The 17,238-nt window shown below is 61.5% G+C and carries 15 protein-coding genes; 9 read left to right on the top strand and 6 right to left on the bottom strand.

Translation table 11 applies throughout. The features are described 5' to 3' along the window. Positions 1-65 precede the first annotated feature (65 nt). From moeA to ACSQ8V_RS13460, 4 genes are all read right to left on the bottom strand, one after another. Positions 66-1,373, bottom strand: coding sequence for a molybdopterin molybdotransferase MoeA (gene moeA, locus ACSQ8V_RS13475; RefSeq protein WP_436206006.1), 1,308 nt, complete (start codon positions 1,371-1,373; stop codon positions 66-68). A gap of 166 nt (positions 1,374-1,539) precedes the next feature. Then, entirely contained in the window at positions 1,540-2,187 is a 648-nt protein-coding gene (gene mobA, locus ACSQ8V_RS13470; protein ID WP_436206005.1) for a molybdenum cofactor guanylyltransferase MobA, read from the bottom strand. Between the two features lies 1 nt (position 2,188). After that, the gene (moaA, locus tag ACSQ8V_RS13465) at positions 2,189-3,310 is read right to left on the bottom strand and encodes a GTP 3',8-cyclase MoaA (RefSeq protein ID WP_436206004.1); all 1,122 of its coding nucleotides are present in this window, start codon (positions 3,308-3,310) and stop codon (positions 2,189-2,191) included. Between the two features lie 185 nt (positions 3,311-3,495). Continuing rightward, a complete protein-coding gene (locus ACSQ8V_RS13460; RefSeq protein ID WP_436206003.1) occupies positions 3,496-6,885 on the bottom strand; it encodes an Rne/Rng family ribonuclease in 3,390 nt (1,129 codons plus the stop codon). A 924-nt stretch (positions 6,886-7,809) separates the two neighbouring features. Here ACSQ8V_RS13460 and ACSQ8V_RS13455 point away from each other — a divergent pair. The 4 genes from ACSQ8V_RS13455 (at position 7,810) to ACSQ8V_RS13440 (ending at position 10,952) form a co-directional block, all read left to right on the top strand. Then, on the top strand, positions 7,810-8,814 hold the full coding sequence (locus ACSQ8V_RS13455; protein ID WP_213766807.1) for an RluA family pseudouridine synthase: 1,005 nt from the start codon (positions 7,810-7,812) through the stop codon (positions 8,812-8,814). Further along, a complete protein-coding gene (locus ACSQ8V_RS13450) occupies positions 8,815-9,474 on the top strand; it encodes an HAD-IIIA family hydrolase (RefSeq protein ID WP_213766806.1) in 660 nt (219 codons plus the stop codon). Next, positions 9,471-9,881, top strand: a complete 411-nt coding sequence (locus ACSQ8V_RS13445; protein ID WP_213766805.1) for a Rieske (2Fe-2S) protein — start codon at positions 9,471-9,473, stop codon at positions 9,879-9,881. Before ACSQ8V_RS13450 ends, ACSQ8V_RS13445 begins: the two co-directional genes overlap by 4 nt. Before the next feature lie 72 nt (positions 9,882-9,953). Then, positions 9,954-10,952: a S49 family peptidase gene (locus ACSQ8V_RS13440; protein ID WP_436206002.1), complete on the top strand. Its 999-nt coding sequence runs from the start codon at positions 9,954-9,956 to the stop codon at positions 10,950-10,952. 98 nt (positions 10,953-11,050) lie between these two features. Here the strand turns inward: ACSQ8V_RS13440 and ACSQ8V_RS13435 are convergent, their stop codons facing one another. Both ACSQ8V_RS13435 and ACSQ8V_RS13430 read right to left on the bottom strand, forming a co-directional pair. Continuing rightward, positions 11,051-11,770, bottom strand: a complete 720-nt coding sequence (locus ACSQ8V_RS13435; protein ID WP_213766803.1) for an SAM-dependent methyltransferase — start codon at positions 11,768-11,770, stop codon at positions 11,051-11,053. Beyond that, on the bottom strand, positions 11,767-12,381 hold the full coding sequence (locus tag ACSQ8V_RS13430) for a Maf-like protein (protein ID WP_436206001.1): 615 nt from the start codon (positions 12,379-12,381) through the stop codon (positions 11,767-11,769). The genes ACSQ8V_RS13435 and ACSQ8V_RS13430 overlap by 4 nt, the downstream gene beginning before the upstream one ends. Positions 12,382-12,836: 455 nt before the next feature. On the opposite strand from ACSQ8V_RS13430, the gene ACSQ8V_RS13425 reads away from it, so the two are divergent. From ACSQ8V_RS13425 to fabD, 5 genes are all read left to right on the top strand, one after another. Next, positions 12,837-13,490: a DUF177 domain-containing protein gene (locus ACSQ8V_RS13425; protein ID WP_436182270.1), complete on the top strand. Its 654-nt coding sequence runs from the start codon at positions 12,837-12,839 to the stop codon at positions 13,488-13,490. Positions 13,491-13,697: 207 nt separating this feature from the next. Further along, on the top strand, positions 13,698-13,877 hold the full coding sequence (rpmF, locus tag ACSQ8V_RS13420) for a 50S ribosomal protein L32 (RefSeq protein WP_056354381.1): 180 nt from the start codon (positions 13,698-13,700) through the stop codon (positions 13,875-13,877). Between the two features lie 141 nt (positions 13,878-14,018). Next, positions 14,019-15,191, top strand: a complete 1,173-nt coding sequence (plsX, locus tag ACSQ8V_RS13415; protein ID WP_436206000.1) for a phosphate acyltransferase PlsX — start codon at positions 14,019-14,021, stop codon at positions 15,189-15,191. Next, on the top strand, positions 15,191-16,180 hold the full coding sequence (locus ACSQ8V_RS13410) for a beta-ketoacyl-ACP synthase III (protein ID WP_436205999.1): 990 nt from the start codon (positions 15,191-15,193) through the stop codon (positions 16,178-16,180). Before plsX ends, ACSQ8V_RS13410 begins: the two co-directional genes overlap by 1 nt. A gap of 76 nt (positions 16,181-16,256) precedes the next feature. After that, positions 16,257-17,189: an ACP S-malonyltransferase gene (fabD, locus tag ACSQ8V_RS13405; RefSeq protein ID WP_436205998.1), complete on the top strand. Its 933-nt coding sequence runs from the start codon at positions 16,257-16,259 to the stop codon at positions 17,187-17,189. Positions 17,190-17,238 lie beyond the last annotated feature (49 nt).

Raw genomic sequence — 17,238 nt, 5'->3', positions numbered from 1 at the left:
CTCAAGTCATGACGGCGCGGCGGTCCAGGTTCTTGAAGGTTCAGGTTCTCGAAGAGCCTTTGAAATTAGATCAGGCCGTCGAATGGCAGGATATCCACGCTGTCTCCTGCATCGATATTTCCTGCGTCGTGCTTCAGGACAATGAAGCAATTGGCTTCGCTCATTGAACTCAGCACGCCCGAGCCTTGCGGCCCGGTTGTCACCACATGCCAGTGCCCGGCGGTGTCCCGGCGTGCAATACCGCGTTGAAACTCCGTACGCCCGGCGCGCTTGTTGATCGGTTGCGAACTCGTCGCCGATATCAACGGCAGCGCATGCGGCGTCGCGCCCGACATGGCGAGCAGCGCCTCGCGCACGATGAAATAAAACGTTGCCATCACCGCAACCGGATTGCCCGGCAAGCCAAAGAACAAGGCAGATTCGCCTTCACCCGGACGCTTGCCCGACCACAGGCGGCCGAACGCGAGCGGCCGGCCGGGACGCATCGCGATCTTCCAGAACGCCACGTCGCCGAGCGCGTTCATCAGGTCGCGCGTGAAGTCGGCATCGCCTACAGACACGCCACCCGAACTGATCACCACGTCGGCGTCCTGCGTAGCCTGTCGCAACGCCCGTTCAAGCGATGCGCGATCGTCACGCACGATCCCCAGATCCACCGGTTCCACGTTCATCCGGCGCAGCATTGCGAAGAGGGTATAGCGGTTGCTGTCGTAGACGCAACCCGGCGCCAGCGCTTCGCCGACCGAACGCAATTCGTCGCCAGTTGAAAAAAACGCGACACGCAAGCGTCGTTGCACCGCCACGTCGCCAATACCCAGCGACGCAAGCAAACCTAAATCCGACGCGCGCACAATCCTGCCCTTGCGCAACGCCGGCTGGCCCTGCGCGAGGTCTTCCCCCGCGAGCCGCCGATTCGCGCCCCGCACGATACGCGCCGAGGCGAACGTGACGGCATTGCCCGCGCGCTGCACGAGTTCTTGCGGCACCACGGTGTCGCAGCCCGGCGGAATGAGCGCACCGGTCATGATGCGCACGCATTGCGCCGCGAGCGGACGGCCTTCGAACGGTTGCCCGGCGAGCGCGGTACCCGCGACTGTCAGGCGAAGCAGTTCATCGTCGGATCCATTCAGCAACGCCGCGCCGTTGAACGCATAACCGTCCATGGCCGAGTTATCGTGGGAGGGGACGTTGATCGGCGAAATGACATCTTCTGCCAGCACTCGATCAAGCGCCTCGAAGAGACGCACGCGTTCCGCCTCGGTGCGACCGCGCGGCGACGCCCACTGGCGCACGATCTCCTGCGCCGCGCTGACGGGCAGCGCGTTCGGATCGTACTCGGCGACGCAGCTCGAAAAGTGCCTGGGTGTGTTCATCGATGAGTGGAGCGGAAGTCGCGATGCAAAGCCCGCGGACGGACCGGTGAAAAGGGCTGGCATGTCGAGGATGCTGGCGCGGCCGCTGCCTTAGTCACTGCAAAGCGGCGCTGACCAAGCCGGGGCCTGGCCGCAAACCTGAGCATGGAACGAAACGAACCGGTGCTTAGTTGCGGTTGAGATCGGCTAGCTGCTGCAAATCGTTGACATTGTAAAACGCACGCTCGTTGGCGAAGATCACTTCTACCGCCTTGTGGCGCGCGTACCACGCGCGGACCTTGCGCTCGCCGGCACGGATGAACGCGTCGAGATCATCTGCCAGCGACGCCCGCAGCAGCGCGAAAACCGGGTGCACCTGACGTTCGCCCGCGGCATCGACGACTGCCGCCATCGCGATATCCGCTTGTCCTGCGCTCAAGCCTTCGAATAGCCGTTCGGCCAGGTAAGGATCGACGAAAGGCGCGTCGCAGGGCACGAATAGCACGAATTCGGTTTGCGCTGCATGCAACGCCGCCGATATCCCGGCAAGCGGGCCCGGAAAATCGGGAAACGCATCGACAATCACCTTTGCCTCGAACGGCATGCCAAGCTGCGCGTAGATATCGAGGCTGCGATTCGCGCTGATCAGCATCGCGCCGCATTGCGGCCTCAGCCGCCGCAGTGCATGGAGCGCGAGCGGTTCAAGGTCGAGCGGCTGCAGGCCTTTATCGACACCGCCCATGCGCGATCCGCGTCCGCCCGCCAGCACCACGCCGGTGATCTCGCGCTTGTGCACAGGACCGCCAGTCGGGCGCGCCACGTTGACATCGGCCATCTCAGCCGCCGATGTAGGACATTTCGACGCGCGGAGCGTCCGGGTCGGCCGCGGGCAACGCGTTGCTGCCGCGAAGTTCCGAGTAGCGGTCAGCGCGTCTTTCCCAAATCCGGGCGATGGCTGTCGCGATCGTAGCCTCGCTGGCCCCGCTGCGGATCAGCGCGCGCAAGTCGTGGCCGGACGTCGCGAACAGGCACAGGTAGAGCTTGCCTTCGGTAGAGAGGCGGGCGCGCGTGCAGGAGCCGCAGAACGCGCGCGTCACGCTCGAAATGACACCGATCTCACCGCTGCCGTCCTGATAACCCCAGCGTTGCGCGGTCTCGGCGTGGTTGTGGGCTTCGAGCGGCCGCAGCGGAAAATGCTCGGCAATGCGCGCGACCACGTCCGCCGAGGGCAATACTTCGCTCATGTTCCAGCCGTTCGACGCCCCCACGTCCATATATTCGATAAAGCGCAGCACCGTGCCGCTGCCTTTGAAATGGCGCGCCATGGGCACGATTTCGGCGTCGTTCGTGCCGCGCTTGACCACCATGTTGACCTTCAGCGGCGCCAGGCCGACGGCGTGCGCGGCCTCAATGCCTTCGAGCACGTCCGCGACGGCGAAATCGGCGTCGTTCATGCGGCGAAACAACGCATCGTCCAGCGCGTCCAGGCTCACCGTTACCCGCGACAACCCCGCGTCCTTCAGCGAGCGCGCCTTGCGGGCGAGGATCGACCCGTTGGTGGTGAGCGTGATGTCGAGCGGACGGCCTTCCGGCGTGCGCAGCAACGCCAACCGCTCGATCAGGAATTCGATGTTCTTGCGCAGCAGCGGTTCGCCGCCGGTCAGCCGGATTTTTTCAACGCCGTGCGCGACGAACAATCGAGCCAGCCGCTCGATTTCCTCGAACGACAGCAGGGCGCTATGTGGCAGAAATTCGTGGTTTTTATCGAAGACTTCACGCGGCATGCAGTACACGCAGCGAAAATTGCAACGATCGGTCACCGATATGCGCAGATCGCGCAACTCACGCGACAGCCGGTCGGTGAGCAGTCCGCGCGGCGTCACGGCCATAGCGGACGAACCCGCGGAAAAATCCGGGATCGCGCTGACATCGGTGACGGGAATGATGCGTCGGGACATGATCGTTTTATTTCTCGTGCAGTGGCAGCGGGGCGAGCCACTATGAACTTCGAATAATTCATTTTAGCGGAAGGGCGGTCTGAGGGCGGCTCGCCCTTGCCTTTTCACGGGCATTTGCCCCCCGCCCAATAAAAAAAGCGCCACCGACCGGAGTCAGATGGCGCTTTTCGAAACGTCAGACGCGTTTACTGTGCGTCTTTACCCGTTTCCACCTGCTGCATCGGCGCCGCGTCCAGCGGCGGCAGGCGCTTGCGTTCGCGCACGACACGCTTCGGCGCTTCCGCCTGGGCTGTGGCTTCGCGCGCTGCGCGGAGCTTGTCGGCGTCGGTGTTCACCCAGACGAGGCCCGCCGTATCCAGCATCGGCTTGAGCACTTCTTCTTTCAGGGTGACAGCCGCGACTGGCGCAACCGGAGCGGCCGCTACGGGAGCCACGGTTTCCACCGGTTCAAACGTCTTTACCGGCTCGGATTCGACCGGCGCGAACGCTTCTGCCACAACTGGCGCGGGCGATGCGACCGGTGCAACCGTCTCCGATACCGGCGTCGCGGCAACAGGCGCCGTTTCTACCGGTTCAGCGACTTGAGCTTCCGGCACTGCGTGAGCAATGACGGGCTCGGGTTCCGCTGCCTTCGGGGTATCGGCGAAAGGACTTTCGACCTTTTCTTCCGCTACCTTCGGGGTCGGTCCGAACGGGTTTTCGATGGGCCGTGACACCGGCTTTTCGAAGATATCCGTCGCAGGAGCTTCGGCAACCGTTGCGCTGGTTTCCTGGGCGGCATGCGCTCCTTGCACTTCCTGCGCGCCATGCGACACGACAAAACCTTCGGCTTCGGCGCGCTTTGCTTCCACGGGCGCTGTTTCAACCGGCGCAACTTGTGCGACGCGAACCGGTTCCGGCAACTCCGTCACGCTGATCGCGGCAGCCGAAACCGGCTCGACCGTGACTGCATGTGCGGGTGCTTCTACCGGCGCGAACACAGCCGATGCCGTCTCAACGGGCTTAGCCACAACGGGTGCGAAATCGCGGCTGTCATCAACGTCATTCGACGAATCCGTGTCGAACACACCGGCTTGAGCGCGTTCGCTGTCAGCATTGCCTTCGTTTTCAGCAGCGTCACCGGCCTGATTGGCCGTCACGCCTTCTTCTTCACGATCACGGCGTCCACCACGACGACCACGACGGCGACGACGGCGCTCTTCGCCTTCACGCGCTGCGCTGGCCTGATCGGCCTGCAATGCGTCAGCGTTACCGTTCTGCTGCGATTCCTGGCCCGACAGGGTGTTGTCCGTCAACTCCGACACCACCGTTTCGCCTTGCGTCAATGCTTCGACGGCCGCTTCCGGCTGTGGCTTGCGGCGTTCGCCCCGTTCTGGACGTTCCCCACGTTCACGGCGTTGACCGCGATCGGCGGCTTCAGCACTTTCCGGTGCGCGTTCACCACGGTTCTCGCGTGGTTCACGCGGTTCCCGGGGCTCGCGTACTTCGCGCGGCTCACGTCCTTCACGGGCCTCACGCGGTTCGCGGCCTTCCCGTGCTTCACGCGGCTCACGGCCTTCACGTCCACCACGCGGTTCACGCGGTTCGCGGGTTTCACGTGCTTCGCGCGGTTCCTTCGGTTCCCGTTCCTCGCGGCGCGGGTTTTGACGCCCGCCCGCCGTGCCCGGCGCGCTTGGCGTAGCGCCAGTAGTGGCCGCAGCGCTATCGCGCGAAGCAGCACCACCACGACGATTGCGGTTCCGGTCACCACCTTGGCCCGAACGCTCTGGCCGTTCGCCACGAGCCGGACGTGCCGGCGCGGGCGCTGCGACTGGCGCAGGAGCCGGTTTTACTTCGGGCTGGACGCCGAACAGGTTCTTCAGCCAGCCGATAAACCCGCCTGTTGAAGCAGTCACCACCGGAGCAGGTGCTGCGACCGGAGCCGCAACGACCTTCACCGGTGCGCTAGGCGCAGGCGATGCCGGCGTGATGCCCTTGACCATTGCTTCCTGCTTCGGCTTGATTTCTTCGGTGCGCTTGCTGTAACCCGTTTCGGATTCCAGTTCGTGCGCCGCTTCTTCGGCCATCTTCCAGGAGGCACGCGGTTCGTCGAGACGGGTATCGTCGTGACGCAGGCGTTCCAGCTTGTAATGCGGCGTTTCGAGATGCTTGTTCGGGATCAACACGACGTTGACCTTGAAGCGCGACTCGATCTTGTTGATTTCCGAACGCTTTTCGTTCAGCAGGAAGGCGGTCACTTCAACCGGCACCTGGCAATGAATTGCCGCGGTGTTTTCCTTCATTGCTTCTTCCTGAATGATCCGCAGCACTTGCAGCGCGGACGATTCGGTATCGCGAATGTGACCCGTGCCGTTACAACGCGGGCACGTCACATGGCTGCCTTCGGAGAGCGCCGGACGCAGGCGCTGACGCGACAGCTCCATCAAACCGAAGCGCGAAATCTTGCCCATTTGTACGCGCGCACGGTCGTGCTTGAGCGCGTCCTTGAGACGTTGCTCGACTTCGCGCTGGCTCTTGGCCGACTCCATGTCGATAAAATCGATCACGATCAAGCCGCCCAGATCGCGCAGGCGCAGCTGGCGCGCGACTTCGTCGGCGGCTTCGAGGTTCGTGCGGGTCGCCGTTTCCTCAATGTCCGCGCCCTTCGTCGAGCGCGCCGAGTTCACGTCGATAGCCACCAGCGCTTCCGTGTGATCGATCACGATCGCGCCGCCCGAGGGCAACGGCACCGTGCGCGAATACGCGGTTTCGATCTGATGTTCGATCTGGAAACGGGAGAAGAGGGGAACGTCGTCGTGATAACGCTTAACCTTGCTCAGGTTATCCGGCATCACGATGTCCATGAAGGCGCTGGCCTGGTCATGGATCTCGGTGGTATCGATCAGAATTTCGCCGATATCCGGCTGGAAGTAATCACGAATCGCCCGGATCACGAGGCTGGATTCGAGATAAATCAGCATCGGTTTTCCAGCGACACCGCTTTGCGACGCCGCTTCCACCGCGCGCCACAGTTGCATCAGGTAGTTCAGGTCCCACTGCAGTTCTTCAGCCGAGCGGCCGATCCCCGCCGTTCGCGCGATGATGCTCATGCCTTCCGGCAAATCGAGCTGGCCCATTGTTTCGCGCAGTTCCTGGCGCTCGTCGCCTTCAATCCGGCGCGATACACCCCCGCCACGCGGGTTGTTCGGCATCAGGACGAGGTAGCGTCCGGCGAGCGAGATAAACGTGGTCAGGGCCGCGCCCTTGTTGCCGCGTTCTTCCTTTTCGACCTGAATGATCAGTTCCTGGCCTTCGCGCAGTGCGTCCTGGATGCGCGCGGAGCGCATGTCGACGCCGTCCTTGAAATACTGGCGGGCGACTTCCTTGAACGGCAGAAAACCGTGGCGGTCTTCGCCATAGTTCACGAAACAGGCTTCGAGCGAGGGCTCGATGCGGGTAATAACTCCCTTGTAGATATTGCCTTTGCGCTGTTCGCGCCCGGCGGTTTCGATGTCGATATCGATGAGTTTTTGCCCATCGACGATGGCGACGCGCAATTCTTCTTGCTGCGTCGCGTTAAACAGCATGCGTTTCATTGGACGGCTCCAGAGCGGCTCTACCGGCCCCCATCGAGCGAATTCGCGCGGTTGTCAGTCGCGTGAAGCAGGAGGGCGGGCGCGCCGCGCTTTTTTGTGTGTGTTGTCACAAAGCACGCTGGAGCGGGAGTTCTGGCGGAGAGAATTGCCTGGGACGGGTCAAGCCACCGGCCAGCGACGAAACGCGTCGCGGCGGGCAGCCAGCCTTGGGGCACATGCGAACAGACTTCGACACGCCGTAAAGCAACGGCTGGCGGCTTAAGCGGCACAGCACTGCGGCTCGACGTCCTTCAAACTACGTGAAGAGCCGGCAGCGCAGCCAGCAGCAGCCGGATGCGGCCTGACACAGTGTCAAACGGGTGGAGGGTTTTCGCGCAAAACCAGAGCGACAAGCAAACCGACCGACGTTTTCCAAACCTGCAGCAGGTTGCCGTTGCGGTTTGCCGGGTGCTCAAAGCGCCCGATAACCGCGTTGGGTGTCTCGTCTTGTTGCGACCTCTGCCACGCTTCGCCCGTTTCAGCGCAGCTTGCAGCAGAAGCCGTTTTCTTCGCAACCGCCAAGCGACGATGTTCCGTTCACCCTAACCTGATACCCGCCCGATATCTTTTAGATACCTGCCTGATACCCGGGTCACATCCGGAAGAAGCCGGGTTTAAGTCCGGACCTCATCGTCTCTCGCCGATAAAATTCTTGATCGCCAAAAATCCGTTACCGTGTCGACGATCGACTCGACCGAACGCGCCTGTGGGCACCGTCCCTGCCGTGCGATATCGTCGTGCGTGCAACTTGTTACTCCGTTTTCCGGGTGAGCAACTGGCCCTGGGCGCAAGTAAAATAACGGTTTACTGCTTGCACCTGTACAGTCTGACAACATCCGGCCAGCTTAGTGGCTTTTTCCAGACTGTCCGCAAATTATATTCAGAATGAATGAGTTAGGCAAAACATCCCATAAAAAGGTCGCAAGCGAACAGGTCTCAATGATCGAGATCGACGAAAATGCGGCGGGTCAGCGCATCGACAATTTTTTACTTCGCGTCTGTAAAGGCGTGCCAAAAAGTCACATTTACCGGATTTTGCGCAGCGGAGAAGTGCGCGTAAACAAGGGCCGCATCGACGCCGCTTACAGGCTTGAAATGGGCGATCTCGTCCGCGTTCCGCCTATTCGCACCGCGCAACTGGACGAAACACCGGTTTCGTCGAATGCGCCCGCAGCCGAATTCCCCATACTATTTGAAGACGATCACTTAATCGTTATCGATAAACCCGCCGGCGTCGCCGTTCATGGCGGCAGTGGCGTGGCGTTCGGTGTTATCGAACAACTGCGAAACGCGCGCCCGCAGGCGAAATTCCTCGAATTGGTGCATCGGCTGGATCGCGAGACCTCCGGCGTGCTGATGCTCGCGAAAAAACGCTCGGCGCTGATCAACGTGCATGAGCAAATGCGCGAAAACCGTATCGATAAACGCTATCAGGCCGTCGGTCACGGCGACTGGCTGGCGGGTTGGGGGCGCCGGCGGATCGTGAAAGAGCCGCTGCACAAGTACCTGACGCCCGAGGGCGAGCGTCGCGTGCGGGTTCAGGACGACGGCCTCGCGTCGCATACGGTGTTCAACCTGATCGAGCGTTTCAGCGAGTACGCGTGGGTCGAGGCGGAACTGAAGACCGGTCGTACGCATCAGATTCGTGTGCATATGGCGCATATCGGCCTGCCGATCGCCGGTGACACCAAATACGGCGACTTCGCGCTAAACAAGAATCTGGTACGTCCCAACGCCGATCCGTCGCTCAAACGCATGTTTCTGCACGCTTTCCGGCTGAAACTCGTGCATCCGGCCACTGGCGAGACGCTTCAGGTCGAAGCGCCGCTGCCTGCCGAATGCCGGCGCTTCATCGAACAACTCAAACAAAATTCTAGAGAGACCCAATAAATGGCCCGTCAGCAATTCGATCTGATTGTCTTCGACTGGGACGGCACCTTGATGGATTCCACGGCCCACATTACGCGCAGCATTCAGGCGGCGTGCCGCGACTTGGGCCTGCCCGTTCCCGCCGACGAAGCGGCAAGTTACGTGATCGGGCTGGGGCTGCGCGACGCGTTGCAGATTGCCGCGCCCACGCTCGATCCCGTCGATTACCCGAAGCTTGCCGAGCGGTATCGCTTTCACTATTTGATCAAGGGCGAGCAAACCGAGCTCTTCGACGGTGTGCGCGGCATGCTGCAGAATCTGCGCGACGAGGGTTATCTGCTCGCGGTTGCAACGGGTAAAAGCCGTGTGGGCCTGAACCGCGCGCTGGACCAGTCGCGCCTGACGAGTCTCTTCGACGGCACGCGCTGCGCCGACGAAACCTTCTCCAAGCCGCATCCGGCCATGCTGCACGAACTCACGCGCGAACTGGGGCAGGACGTTAGCCGCACGGTGATGATTGGGGACACCACGCACGACCTGCAGATGGCGAAGAACGCCGGTGCGGCGGCGGTCGGCGTGACGTACGGGGCGCATCCGGCGAAGTCGCTGCACGCGCTCGAGCCGCTGTTCGTGGCCGACAACGTGACGTCGCTGGGGGACTGGCTGCGGGAGAATGCATGACAGGAACGCCGCCCGAGACGCCATTTGAACGGCCACTTCAGCCGGTGCGAATCTGCGCGTCGGAGGATTTGGTCGACGGCGGCGACGGCGTTCGACACAAAGCGGTCGACAAAGGCGGCGAAGCCACGGTGTTTTTTATCCGATACGACGGCAAACCCTTCGGCTACCTCAACCGCTGCGCCCACGTGCCCATGGAGATGGACTGGTCCGAAGGCAAGTTCTTCGAGACCTCCGGCTTATACTTGATGTGCGCGACTCACGGCGCGATTTACGAGCCGGACACGGGGAAATGCGTCGGCGGCCCTTGCCGTGGCGCGCGTTTGCGGCGGGTGGCAGCGGAAGAACGCGACACACCCGAAGGCCGCGCTGTCTTCTGGCTTCCCGACGACGATCTCCGTCCGGCTTGAGCGTTTTCGCGGGAGTTCTCGCGATTCGAAACAAACCCGCTTTCCATTTCTAATCAGTCAACCAGGCGACGCATGTCCGATCAAATTCCCATCGATTCCGCGGATAAGGCGCGTCCCAAATCCATCGGCGACACCGGCGGCAACTGGGAGCGCGCCGCGCTCGAACGTATCGCTCTCGCGGCAATCAATGAACAGCGTGCCGCGCGGCGCTGGCGGATATTTTTCCGCTTTGTGTTCCTCGCGATCCTGGCGATCGCGGTCTGGAGCGCGTTCGATTTCACCAGCGACAAAGTCGCGAAAACCGAACGCCATACGGCGCTGGTCGAACTGGAAGGTGAAATTTCCGCTAATAGCGACGCCAGCGCGGACAACGTGAACGCAGCGCTGGACAGCGCTTTTGAAGACGACGGCACCGCAGCGGTGATCCTTCGCTGCAACAGCCCGGGCGGCAGTCCGGTCCAGGCGGGCATCATCAATCGCGAGATCACGCGCTTGCGGGCGAAATATCCATCGAAGCCGCTGTATGTGGTGGTCGGCGACATGTGCGCGTCGGGCGGTTATTACGCCGCGGCCGCCGCCAATAAAATCTACGTCGACAAGGCGAGCATTGTCGGATCGATTGGCGTCCTGATGGACGGTTTTGGCTTCACGGGCTTGATGGACAAGCTTGGCGTGGAACGCCGGCTGCACACGTCAGGGGCAAATAAAGGCGCATTCGATCCGTTTTCGCCCGAAACGCCGGCCATGAACGCCCACGCGCAGGAAATGCTTGATCAGATTCACCAGCAATTCATCGATGCCGTCAAACAAGGCCGTGGCAGTCGCCTGAAAGACTCGCCCGATGTGTTCTCGGGCATGTTCTGGACGGGTCAGAAGAGCGTGGAACTGGGTCTCGCCGATGGTTTCGGCGACGCCGATTACGTCGCACGCGAGATCGTCAAGCAGCCGGATATTGTCGATTACACGCAGAAGGAGAGCATTGGCGAGCGTGTGGCGCGAAAGTTTGGCGCGGCGGTCGGCAACGCATCGATGCACGCGTTGATGATGGGCGGGAAGATGCAGTTGAAGTGAGTTTTGCAGCGTTCTTCAGATAAAAGCCGCTCGCCTTGAGTTTTCGGGCGAGCGGCTTTTTTATTGAGTGGTGCGCAATCTCGGCTAAGGGATGAGCCTCACGCCCCCAACAACAGGAAAATCGCCGGTCGTTTATGCAGCTCCGGCGCCGCTTTCTTTTTCCATTCCGACACGGTTCGCGTGACGATCGTCTCGGCCGGTAACGTCAGGTCGACCGCGACGCACACCAGCGTGGACGGCGCGCACGTCGCGAGCAGCGTGTCCAGCAGCGCACGATTCCTGTACGGCGTTTCGATGAATATCTGCGTCTGGTTCGCCTTGCGAGACAGCGCTTCCAGTTCGCGCAGGCGTTTGCCCCGTTCGGCGGCATCGACGGGAAGATAGCCGTTGAACGCGAAACTCTGGCCGTTCATGCCCGATGCCATCAGCGCCAGCAAAATCGAACTGGGTCCGACGAACGGCACCACTTTGACGCCGCGCTCGTGGGCGCGGCGCACGAGCAGGGCGCCTGGATCGGCGACCGCCGGGCAACCCGCTTCCGAGACGAGGCCGGCGTCAGTACCGGCCAGAATCGGCTTGAGCAGCTTGTCGACTTCACCCGGTGGCGTGTTGACGTTGAGTTCGCGGATCTCGATTTCCTGGATCGGCCGCTCGGTTCCGACCTTTTTCAGGAAGGCGCGCGTGGTTTTCGCGTTCTCGCCAATGTAGTACTGCAGCGCCGCGGCGCGAGCGCGCACGGGTTCGGGAAGAACGTCGGCTAGCGCGGCGCTGTCGCCGTCGCCGAGCGTGTTCGGAATCAGGTACAAAACGCCGCTCATACTGCCCCCATTAACGGAAACCCGGCCGCGCGCAACATCCGCGACAACGCGATCAGCGGCAAACCGACCAGCGCGGTGGGATCGTCGGCGTGAATTGCATCGACCAGCGTGATGCCCAAACCCTCCGATTTCGCGCTGCCCGCCACGTCATAAGGCGTTTCGGCAAGCAAATACGCTTCGATTTCCGCATCCGACAGTTCTCGGAATTGCACGCGGGTGACGATATCGGCGGATTGGATGTGGTCCGAGCGGCTGTCGAAGAGACAAAGCGCGCTGTGGAATTCGACACTTTTACCGCGCATCGACTGAAGCTGGGCGCGCGCGTTCTCGTGCGTGCCGGGCTTGCCGATCTGGCGGCCGTCGCAGGTCGCGACCTGATCGGAGCCGATCACGAGTGCGCCGGAAACATCGGTCACGCGGGCCGCGGCCGCACGCGCCTTGGCGATCGATAGCCGGACAGCCGTGGCTTCCGGCGTTTCGTCGTCGAGCGGTGTTTCGTCGATATCGGGCGTGATGACATCGAAGGGAATGCGCAGGCGTTCGAGCAACTCCCGCCGGTAACGCGAACTCGATGCAAGGATGAGGCGCGGCTTAGTTGAGACGTCGGGCATGGAAAGGATTGGCTATGAACAAATGGGGTTAAGGACTGAAATCGGGCTGGGACCGAACTAAAATGGCAGTGCCGCACGCCGAAGCATAAGTGTTTGACTCGAAAAGACAAAGCCGCTATGATTTTGGGCTTTTCATCGGTATGCGAAGGCCTTTTTACGTTTTTACGCATACCGAGATGGCGACGGTGGATGGCAGCGGTGGCCGGAAGTGTACCGAGGTGTTGCGCGGTCCAGAGGCAGCCCGGAGTGTGGCAGAGCCGTTTTAGAATTTAGAAGGTCTGGGTGTGGTGCTCAGATACGCAACAGGCACACAGCTCGCTGCTAAAACCGGAAAATCGGGATAAACCACACCAGCCGGACGGGTCCGGTGCGGTGCATACTGCAGTTTCACCCCCGGTCGTCCTCCGCGGACTTGCTATCCAGCCGTCGCGGCAACGACCACTGCAGGAGCGCACATGACACAAAATCCTGGCAAACCTGCATGTCCCGCCGACTTGCGCGCGCTCGACCTGTTCGAATTCGCCCAAAGCCGTCGGCAGGCAGCAGGCGGTGTACGGGTCTCGCAATTGCCGCGTATGTTGAACGAAGTGCCGGCAGATGCCCCAGACCGCGACACGGTGTTTTCATGGCAGGCCGAAGGCTCCATGCAGCCCGAGTTGCAGGACGACGGTACCGAAGCGCCGCAGCCTTATTTGCGGCTCGCGGTGCACGGATCGGTCTGGATCGAATGCCAGCGTTGTCTTTCGCCGTATTCGCAACATCTGAATGTCGATGCAACGTATCGCATTGTCGCGACGGAAGACGAAGCAGACGAGTTTCCGCTAGACAACGATGAAGTGGAAGTGATCGTTGGCTCACGCCAGTTCGATCTCATCGACTTGATCGAAGAGGAATTGTTGTTGTCCTTGCCGCTCGTGCCGAAGCACGAAGTGTGTCCTGAAGTGCACGAGAGCCTGGTAACGGGCCTCGCGGGCGCCGAGGGCGAGCTGGACAGTGGTGGTCTGAATGGCGATGCAGGCGCGCAGCAGGATGGCGGCTCAGGCAGACCCAATCCGTTCGCCGCGCTCGGTAAGCTCAAGCAGGGCGGTTCCGACGACAATAAGCATTAAGTGTGGATTGAAGCGCAGTGGATTGAAGCGCGGGCAATCAAGCACGTGTTTTAAGCGCTCGCAATAAAAGAGTATTGATGTCCGGCATCAGGCCGGATGTCGAATCATCAGGCGGCGCGATGCGTCCGGAAAGACTCACTGGCCTAAGGTCAGGGTCTCGGGTGTGTCGAGCTGTGTTAGAATTCGCAAAATTTTTCTGGAGTCATCATGGCAGTTCAGCAAAACAAGAAATCGCCGTCCAAGCGCGGCATGCATCGTTCGCACGACTTCCTGACCGCGCCGGCGCTGGCTGTTGAGCCGGGCACGGGTGAAGTCCATCTGCGTCACCACGTGAGCCCGAACGGCTACTATCGTGGCAAGAAAGTCATCAAGACGAAGAACGACTAAGCGTACGACGCTTGTTGCGTCTGGCGTCACCGTCTTGACTCGTGGTCTGAGTCGCGGTTGTTTGCGCTTGACATGTTCCCGGTACAACAAGAAGGCGGCATTTCACTGCCGCTTTTTTGTGCCTGAAATTCGTCGCACTCCATGACCGTAAAGATCACTATCGACTGCATGGGAGGCGACCACGGCCCGTCCGTGACCGTTCCCGCCGCGGTCAGTTTCGTGCGCTCGCATCCTGATGCGCAGCTGCTGCTTGTCGGCATCGAGTCGGCCATCCGCGCGCAGCTGAAGAAGTGCAAAGCCACCGGCGAAACCCGGCTGACGGTCGTCCCGGCCACAGAAGTGGTCGAGATGGACGATTCGGTAGAGGTAGCGCTGCGCCGGAAGAAAGATTCGTCCATGCGGGTGGCGCTCAATCTCGTCAAGGACGGCCAGGCGCAGACGTGCATCTCGGCGGGCAACACCGGTGCATTGATGGCCGTGTCCCGCTACGTGCTCAAGACGCTGCCCGGCATTGAGCGCCCGGCTATCGCATTCGCGATGCCAAGCCAGAAAGGCTTCACCACGGTGCTCGACTTGGGCGCGAACGTGGACTGCGAGCCGCAACATTTGCTGCAATTCGCCGAAATGGGCCACGCGCTTGTCGCTGCTATCGGGGACAAGGAGCGGCCGACCATTGGTCTGCTCAACATCGGCGAAGAAGTCATCAAGGGCAACGACATCATCAAACGCGCCGGCGAATTGCTGCGCGCAAGCACGCTCAATTTCTACGGCAACGTGGAAGGCAACGACATCTATAAAGGCACGACCGACGTGGTCGTGTGCGACGGTTTTGTCGGCAACGTGGCGCTGAAGACCTCGGAAGGTCTGGCGCAGATGCTGACCGACATGATCCGCGAGGAATTCAGCCGATCGCTCTTGACCAAGCTGATGGCGCTCGTCGCATTGCCCGTTCTCAAGCGCTTCAAACGGCGGGTCGACCCGGCCCAGTACAACGGCGCCGCGCTGCTCGGCCTGCGCGGGCTGGTCATCAAAAGTCATGGATCGGCACAAGCCTACGGGTTTGAGTGGGCTATCAAACGCGGGTATGATGCCGTCAAAAATGGCGTGCTTGAACGCCTCGTGCGCGCCATGGAAGAAAACGCCGCTCCCGTGCAACAAGCGGCGCTCGGCGCTTCTGCTGACACTGCTGGCACCGTGGTCCCGAATCAGACCGACCCCGCGGCCGACCCCGTCGCCCCAGGCGACAATACGGTCGCTGCCCGCCCGCTCGTGCAGCCGGGCGAACCGGGTGCCGCGCTATCCTCGAAGGCATAATGGCTCAATCGAATCTCTATTCCCGTGTGATCGGAACGGGCAGTTACCTGCCGGCGGACCGTGTCTCGAATCAGGAACTGGCCGAGCGTCTGGCAAAACAGGGTGTCGAAACGAGCGATGAGTGGATCGTCGCCCGCACGGGTATCCATGCGCGTCATTTCGCCGCACCCGATCAGGCGACCAGCGAACTCGCCTTGCAGGCGTCGCATCATGCGATAGAGGCTGCGGGTATTGATCCGCAATCGATCGATCTGATCATTGTCGCCACGTCCACGCCTGACTTCGTTTTTCCCAGCACAGCTTGCCTGTTGCAGAACAAGCTTGGCATCAAGAATGGCGGTGCTGCGTTTGATATCCAGGCTGTCTGCTCGGGCTTCGCTTATGCCGTTGCAATGGCCGACAGCCTTATCCGCGGCGGCGCCAATCACACGGCGCTGATCGTCGGCGCCGAAACCTTCTCGCGCATTCTCGATTTCAACGACCGCACCACCTGCGTGTTGTTCGGCGATGGCGCGGGCGCGGTGATCCTGCAAGCCTCCGATGAACCCGGAGTACTGTCCAGCGCGCTTCACGCCGACGGCAGCCACGCGAACATCCTGTGCACGCCGGGCAATGTGAACAAGGGTGTGATCGAAGGCAGCGCGTTCCTGCACATGGATGGCCAGGCCGTGTTCAAGCTGGCGGTGAAGGTGCTGGAAAAAGTGGCCGTCGAGGCGCTCGAGAAGGCGCAACTGACCGCGAGCGATATCGACTGGCTCATTCCGCATCAGGCCAATATCCGCATCATGGAAAGCACCGCGCGCAAGTTGCATGTGCCGCTGGAGCGCATGGTCGTGACCGTTGGGGAGCATGGCAATACGTCGGCGGCATCCATTCCTCTCGCATTCGACGTCGCCGTGCGCGACGGTCGCATCAAGCGCGGCCAGCACGTGCTGATCGAAGGGGTGGGCGGCGGCTTCACGTGGGGCGCGTCGGTTATCCGCTATTAAGCGGGTATTAAGCCGACACGACTCCCCGTCTTCAAGCCACCTCAGTCATTCGACAATCCAATCGAGCAAGGACCTCATGAAATTCGCGTTTGTTTTTCCGGGACAAGGTTCCCAGTCGGTCGGCATGCTCAATGCATTTGCCGACCACGCCGTGGTGCGCGAAACCGTGCAACAGGCATCCGATGCACTCGGCCAGGATCTGGCCAAGCTGATTGCCGAAGGCCCGGCGGAAGAACTGGGTCTCACCACGAACACGCAACCGGTCATGCTGACGGCCGCGTACGCGATTTATCGCGTGTGGGAAAAGGAAACCGGGCTCAAGCCGGCGATCGTCGCGGGTCATAGCCTGGGCGAATATACGGCGCTGGTTGTTGCTGGTGCGCTGCCGTTTTCTACCGCCGTGCCGCTTGTGCGGTTTCGCGCGCAAGCCATGCAGAGCGCGGTGCCGGTAGGCGAAGGCGGCATGGCCGCAATTCTCGGTCTCGACGACGACGCTGTGCGCGCCGTCTGCGCCGAAGCATCGGCAGCGGGGATTGTGGAGGCGGTGAACTTCAACGCGCCGTCCCAAGTGGTGATTGCTGGTGCGAAAGCGGGCGTTGAAAAAGCCTGCGAAATCGCCAAGGCCAAGGGTGCGAAACGCGCTTTGCCGCTGCCGGTGTCTGCCCCGTTCCATTCGTCGCTGCTCAAGCCGGCGTCGGACCAGCTGCGCGAATATCTGGCGAGCGTCAGTATCACCGTGCCGCAGATTCCGCTGATCAATAACATCGATGTCGCGAGCGTTGCCGAACCGGCTGCCATCAAGGACGCGCTCGTGCGTCAGGCCGCGGGTCCCGTCCGCTGGGTCGAAACCGTGCGGAAGATGGCGCACGAAGGGATCACGCACGTGATCGAATGCGGTCCGGGCAAGGTGCTGAACGGGTTGACGAAGCGGATCGACGGTACGCTGATCGGCGCGTCGATCTTCGATCCGGTTTCGCTCGAAGAAACCCGCAAACTGCTCGCCGGCTGAATTCGTCGGCCAGATAGGTCAAGGTAGTGACGCAAAGCGGTCAGGCAAA

The organism is Caballeronia sp. LjRoot31 (assembly GCF_964253885.1).
Classification (GTDB): Bacteria; Pseudomonadota; Gammaproteobacteria; order Burkholderiales; family Burkholderiaceae; genus Caballeronia.
This window is presented reverse-complemented; position numbering and strand designations above follow the sequence as displayed.

What these genes read in the sequence shown, in the direction of transcription:
- ACSQ8V_RS13460 (WP_436206003.1), bottom strand. Translation starts at nt 6,885, where the DNA reads ATGAAACGCATGCTGTTTAACGCGACGCAGCAAGAAGAATTGCGCGTC.
- ACSQ8V_RS13425 (WP_436182270.1), top strand. Translation starts at nt 12,837, where the DNA reads ATGACACAAAATCCTGGCAAACCTGCATGTCCCGCCGACTTGCGCGCG.
- ACSQ8V_RS13450 (WP_213766806.1), top strand. Translation starts at nt 8,815, where the DNA reads ATGGCCCGTCAGCAATTCGATCTGATTGTCTTCGACTGGGACGGCACC.
- fabD (WP_436205998.1), top strand. Translation starts at nt 16,257, where the DNA reads ATGAAATTCGCGTTTGTTTTTCCGGGACAAGGTTCCCAGTCGGTCGGC.
- rpmF (WP_056354381.1), top strand. Translation starts at nt 13,698, where the DNA reads ATGGCAGTTCAGCAAAACAAGAAATCGCCGTCCAAGCGCGGCATGCAT.
- ACSQ8V_RS13455 (WP_213766807.1), top strand. Translation starts at nt 7,810, where the DNA reads ATGAATGAGTTAGGCAAAACATCCCATAAAAAGGTCGCAAGCGAACAG.
- mobA (WP_436206005.1), bottom strand. Translation starts at nt 2,187, where the DNA reads ATGGCCGATGTCAACGTGGCGCGCCCGACTGGCGGTCCTGTGCACAAG.
- ACSQ8V_RS13440 (WP_436206002.1), top strand. Translation starts at nt 9,954, where the DNA reads ATGTCCGATCAAATTCCCATCGATTCCGCGGATAAGGCGCGTCCCAAA.
- ACSQ8V_RS13410 (WP_436205999.1), top strand. Translation starts at nt 15,191, where the DNA reads ATGGCTCAATCGAATCTCTATTCCCGTGTGATCGGAACGGGCAGTTAC.
- ACSQ8V_RS13430 (WP_436206001.1), bottom strand. Translation starts at nt 12,381, where the DNA reads ATGCCCGACGTCTCAACTAAGCCGCGCCTCATCCTTGCATCGAGTTCG.
- ACSQ8V_RS13445 (WP_213766805.1), top strand. Translation starts at nt 9,471, where the DNA reads ATGACAGGAACGCCGCCCGAGACGCCATTTGAACGGCCACTTCAGCCG.
- plsX (WP_436206000.1), top strand. Translation starts at nt 14,019, where the DNA reads ATGACCGTAAAGATCACTATCGACTGCATGGGAGGCGACCACGGCCCG.
- moeA (WP_436206006.1), bottom strand. Translation starts at nt 1,373, where the DNA reads ATGAACACACCCAGGCACTTTTCGAGCTGCGTCGCCGAGTACGATCCG.
- moaA (WP_436206004.1), bottom strand. Translation starts at nt 3,310, where the DNA reads ATGTCCCGACGCATCATTCCCGTCACCGATGTCAGCGCGATCCCGGAT.
- ACSQ8V_RS13435 (WP_213766803.1), bottom strand. Translation starts at nt 11,770, where the DNA reads ATGAGCGGCGTTTTGTACCTGATTCCGAACACGCTCGGCGACGGCGAC.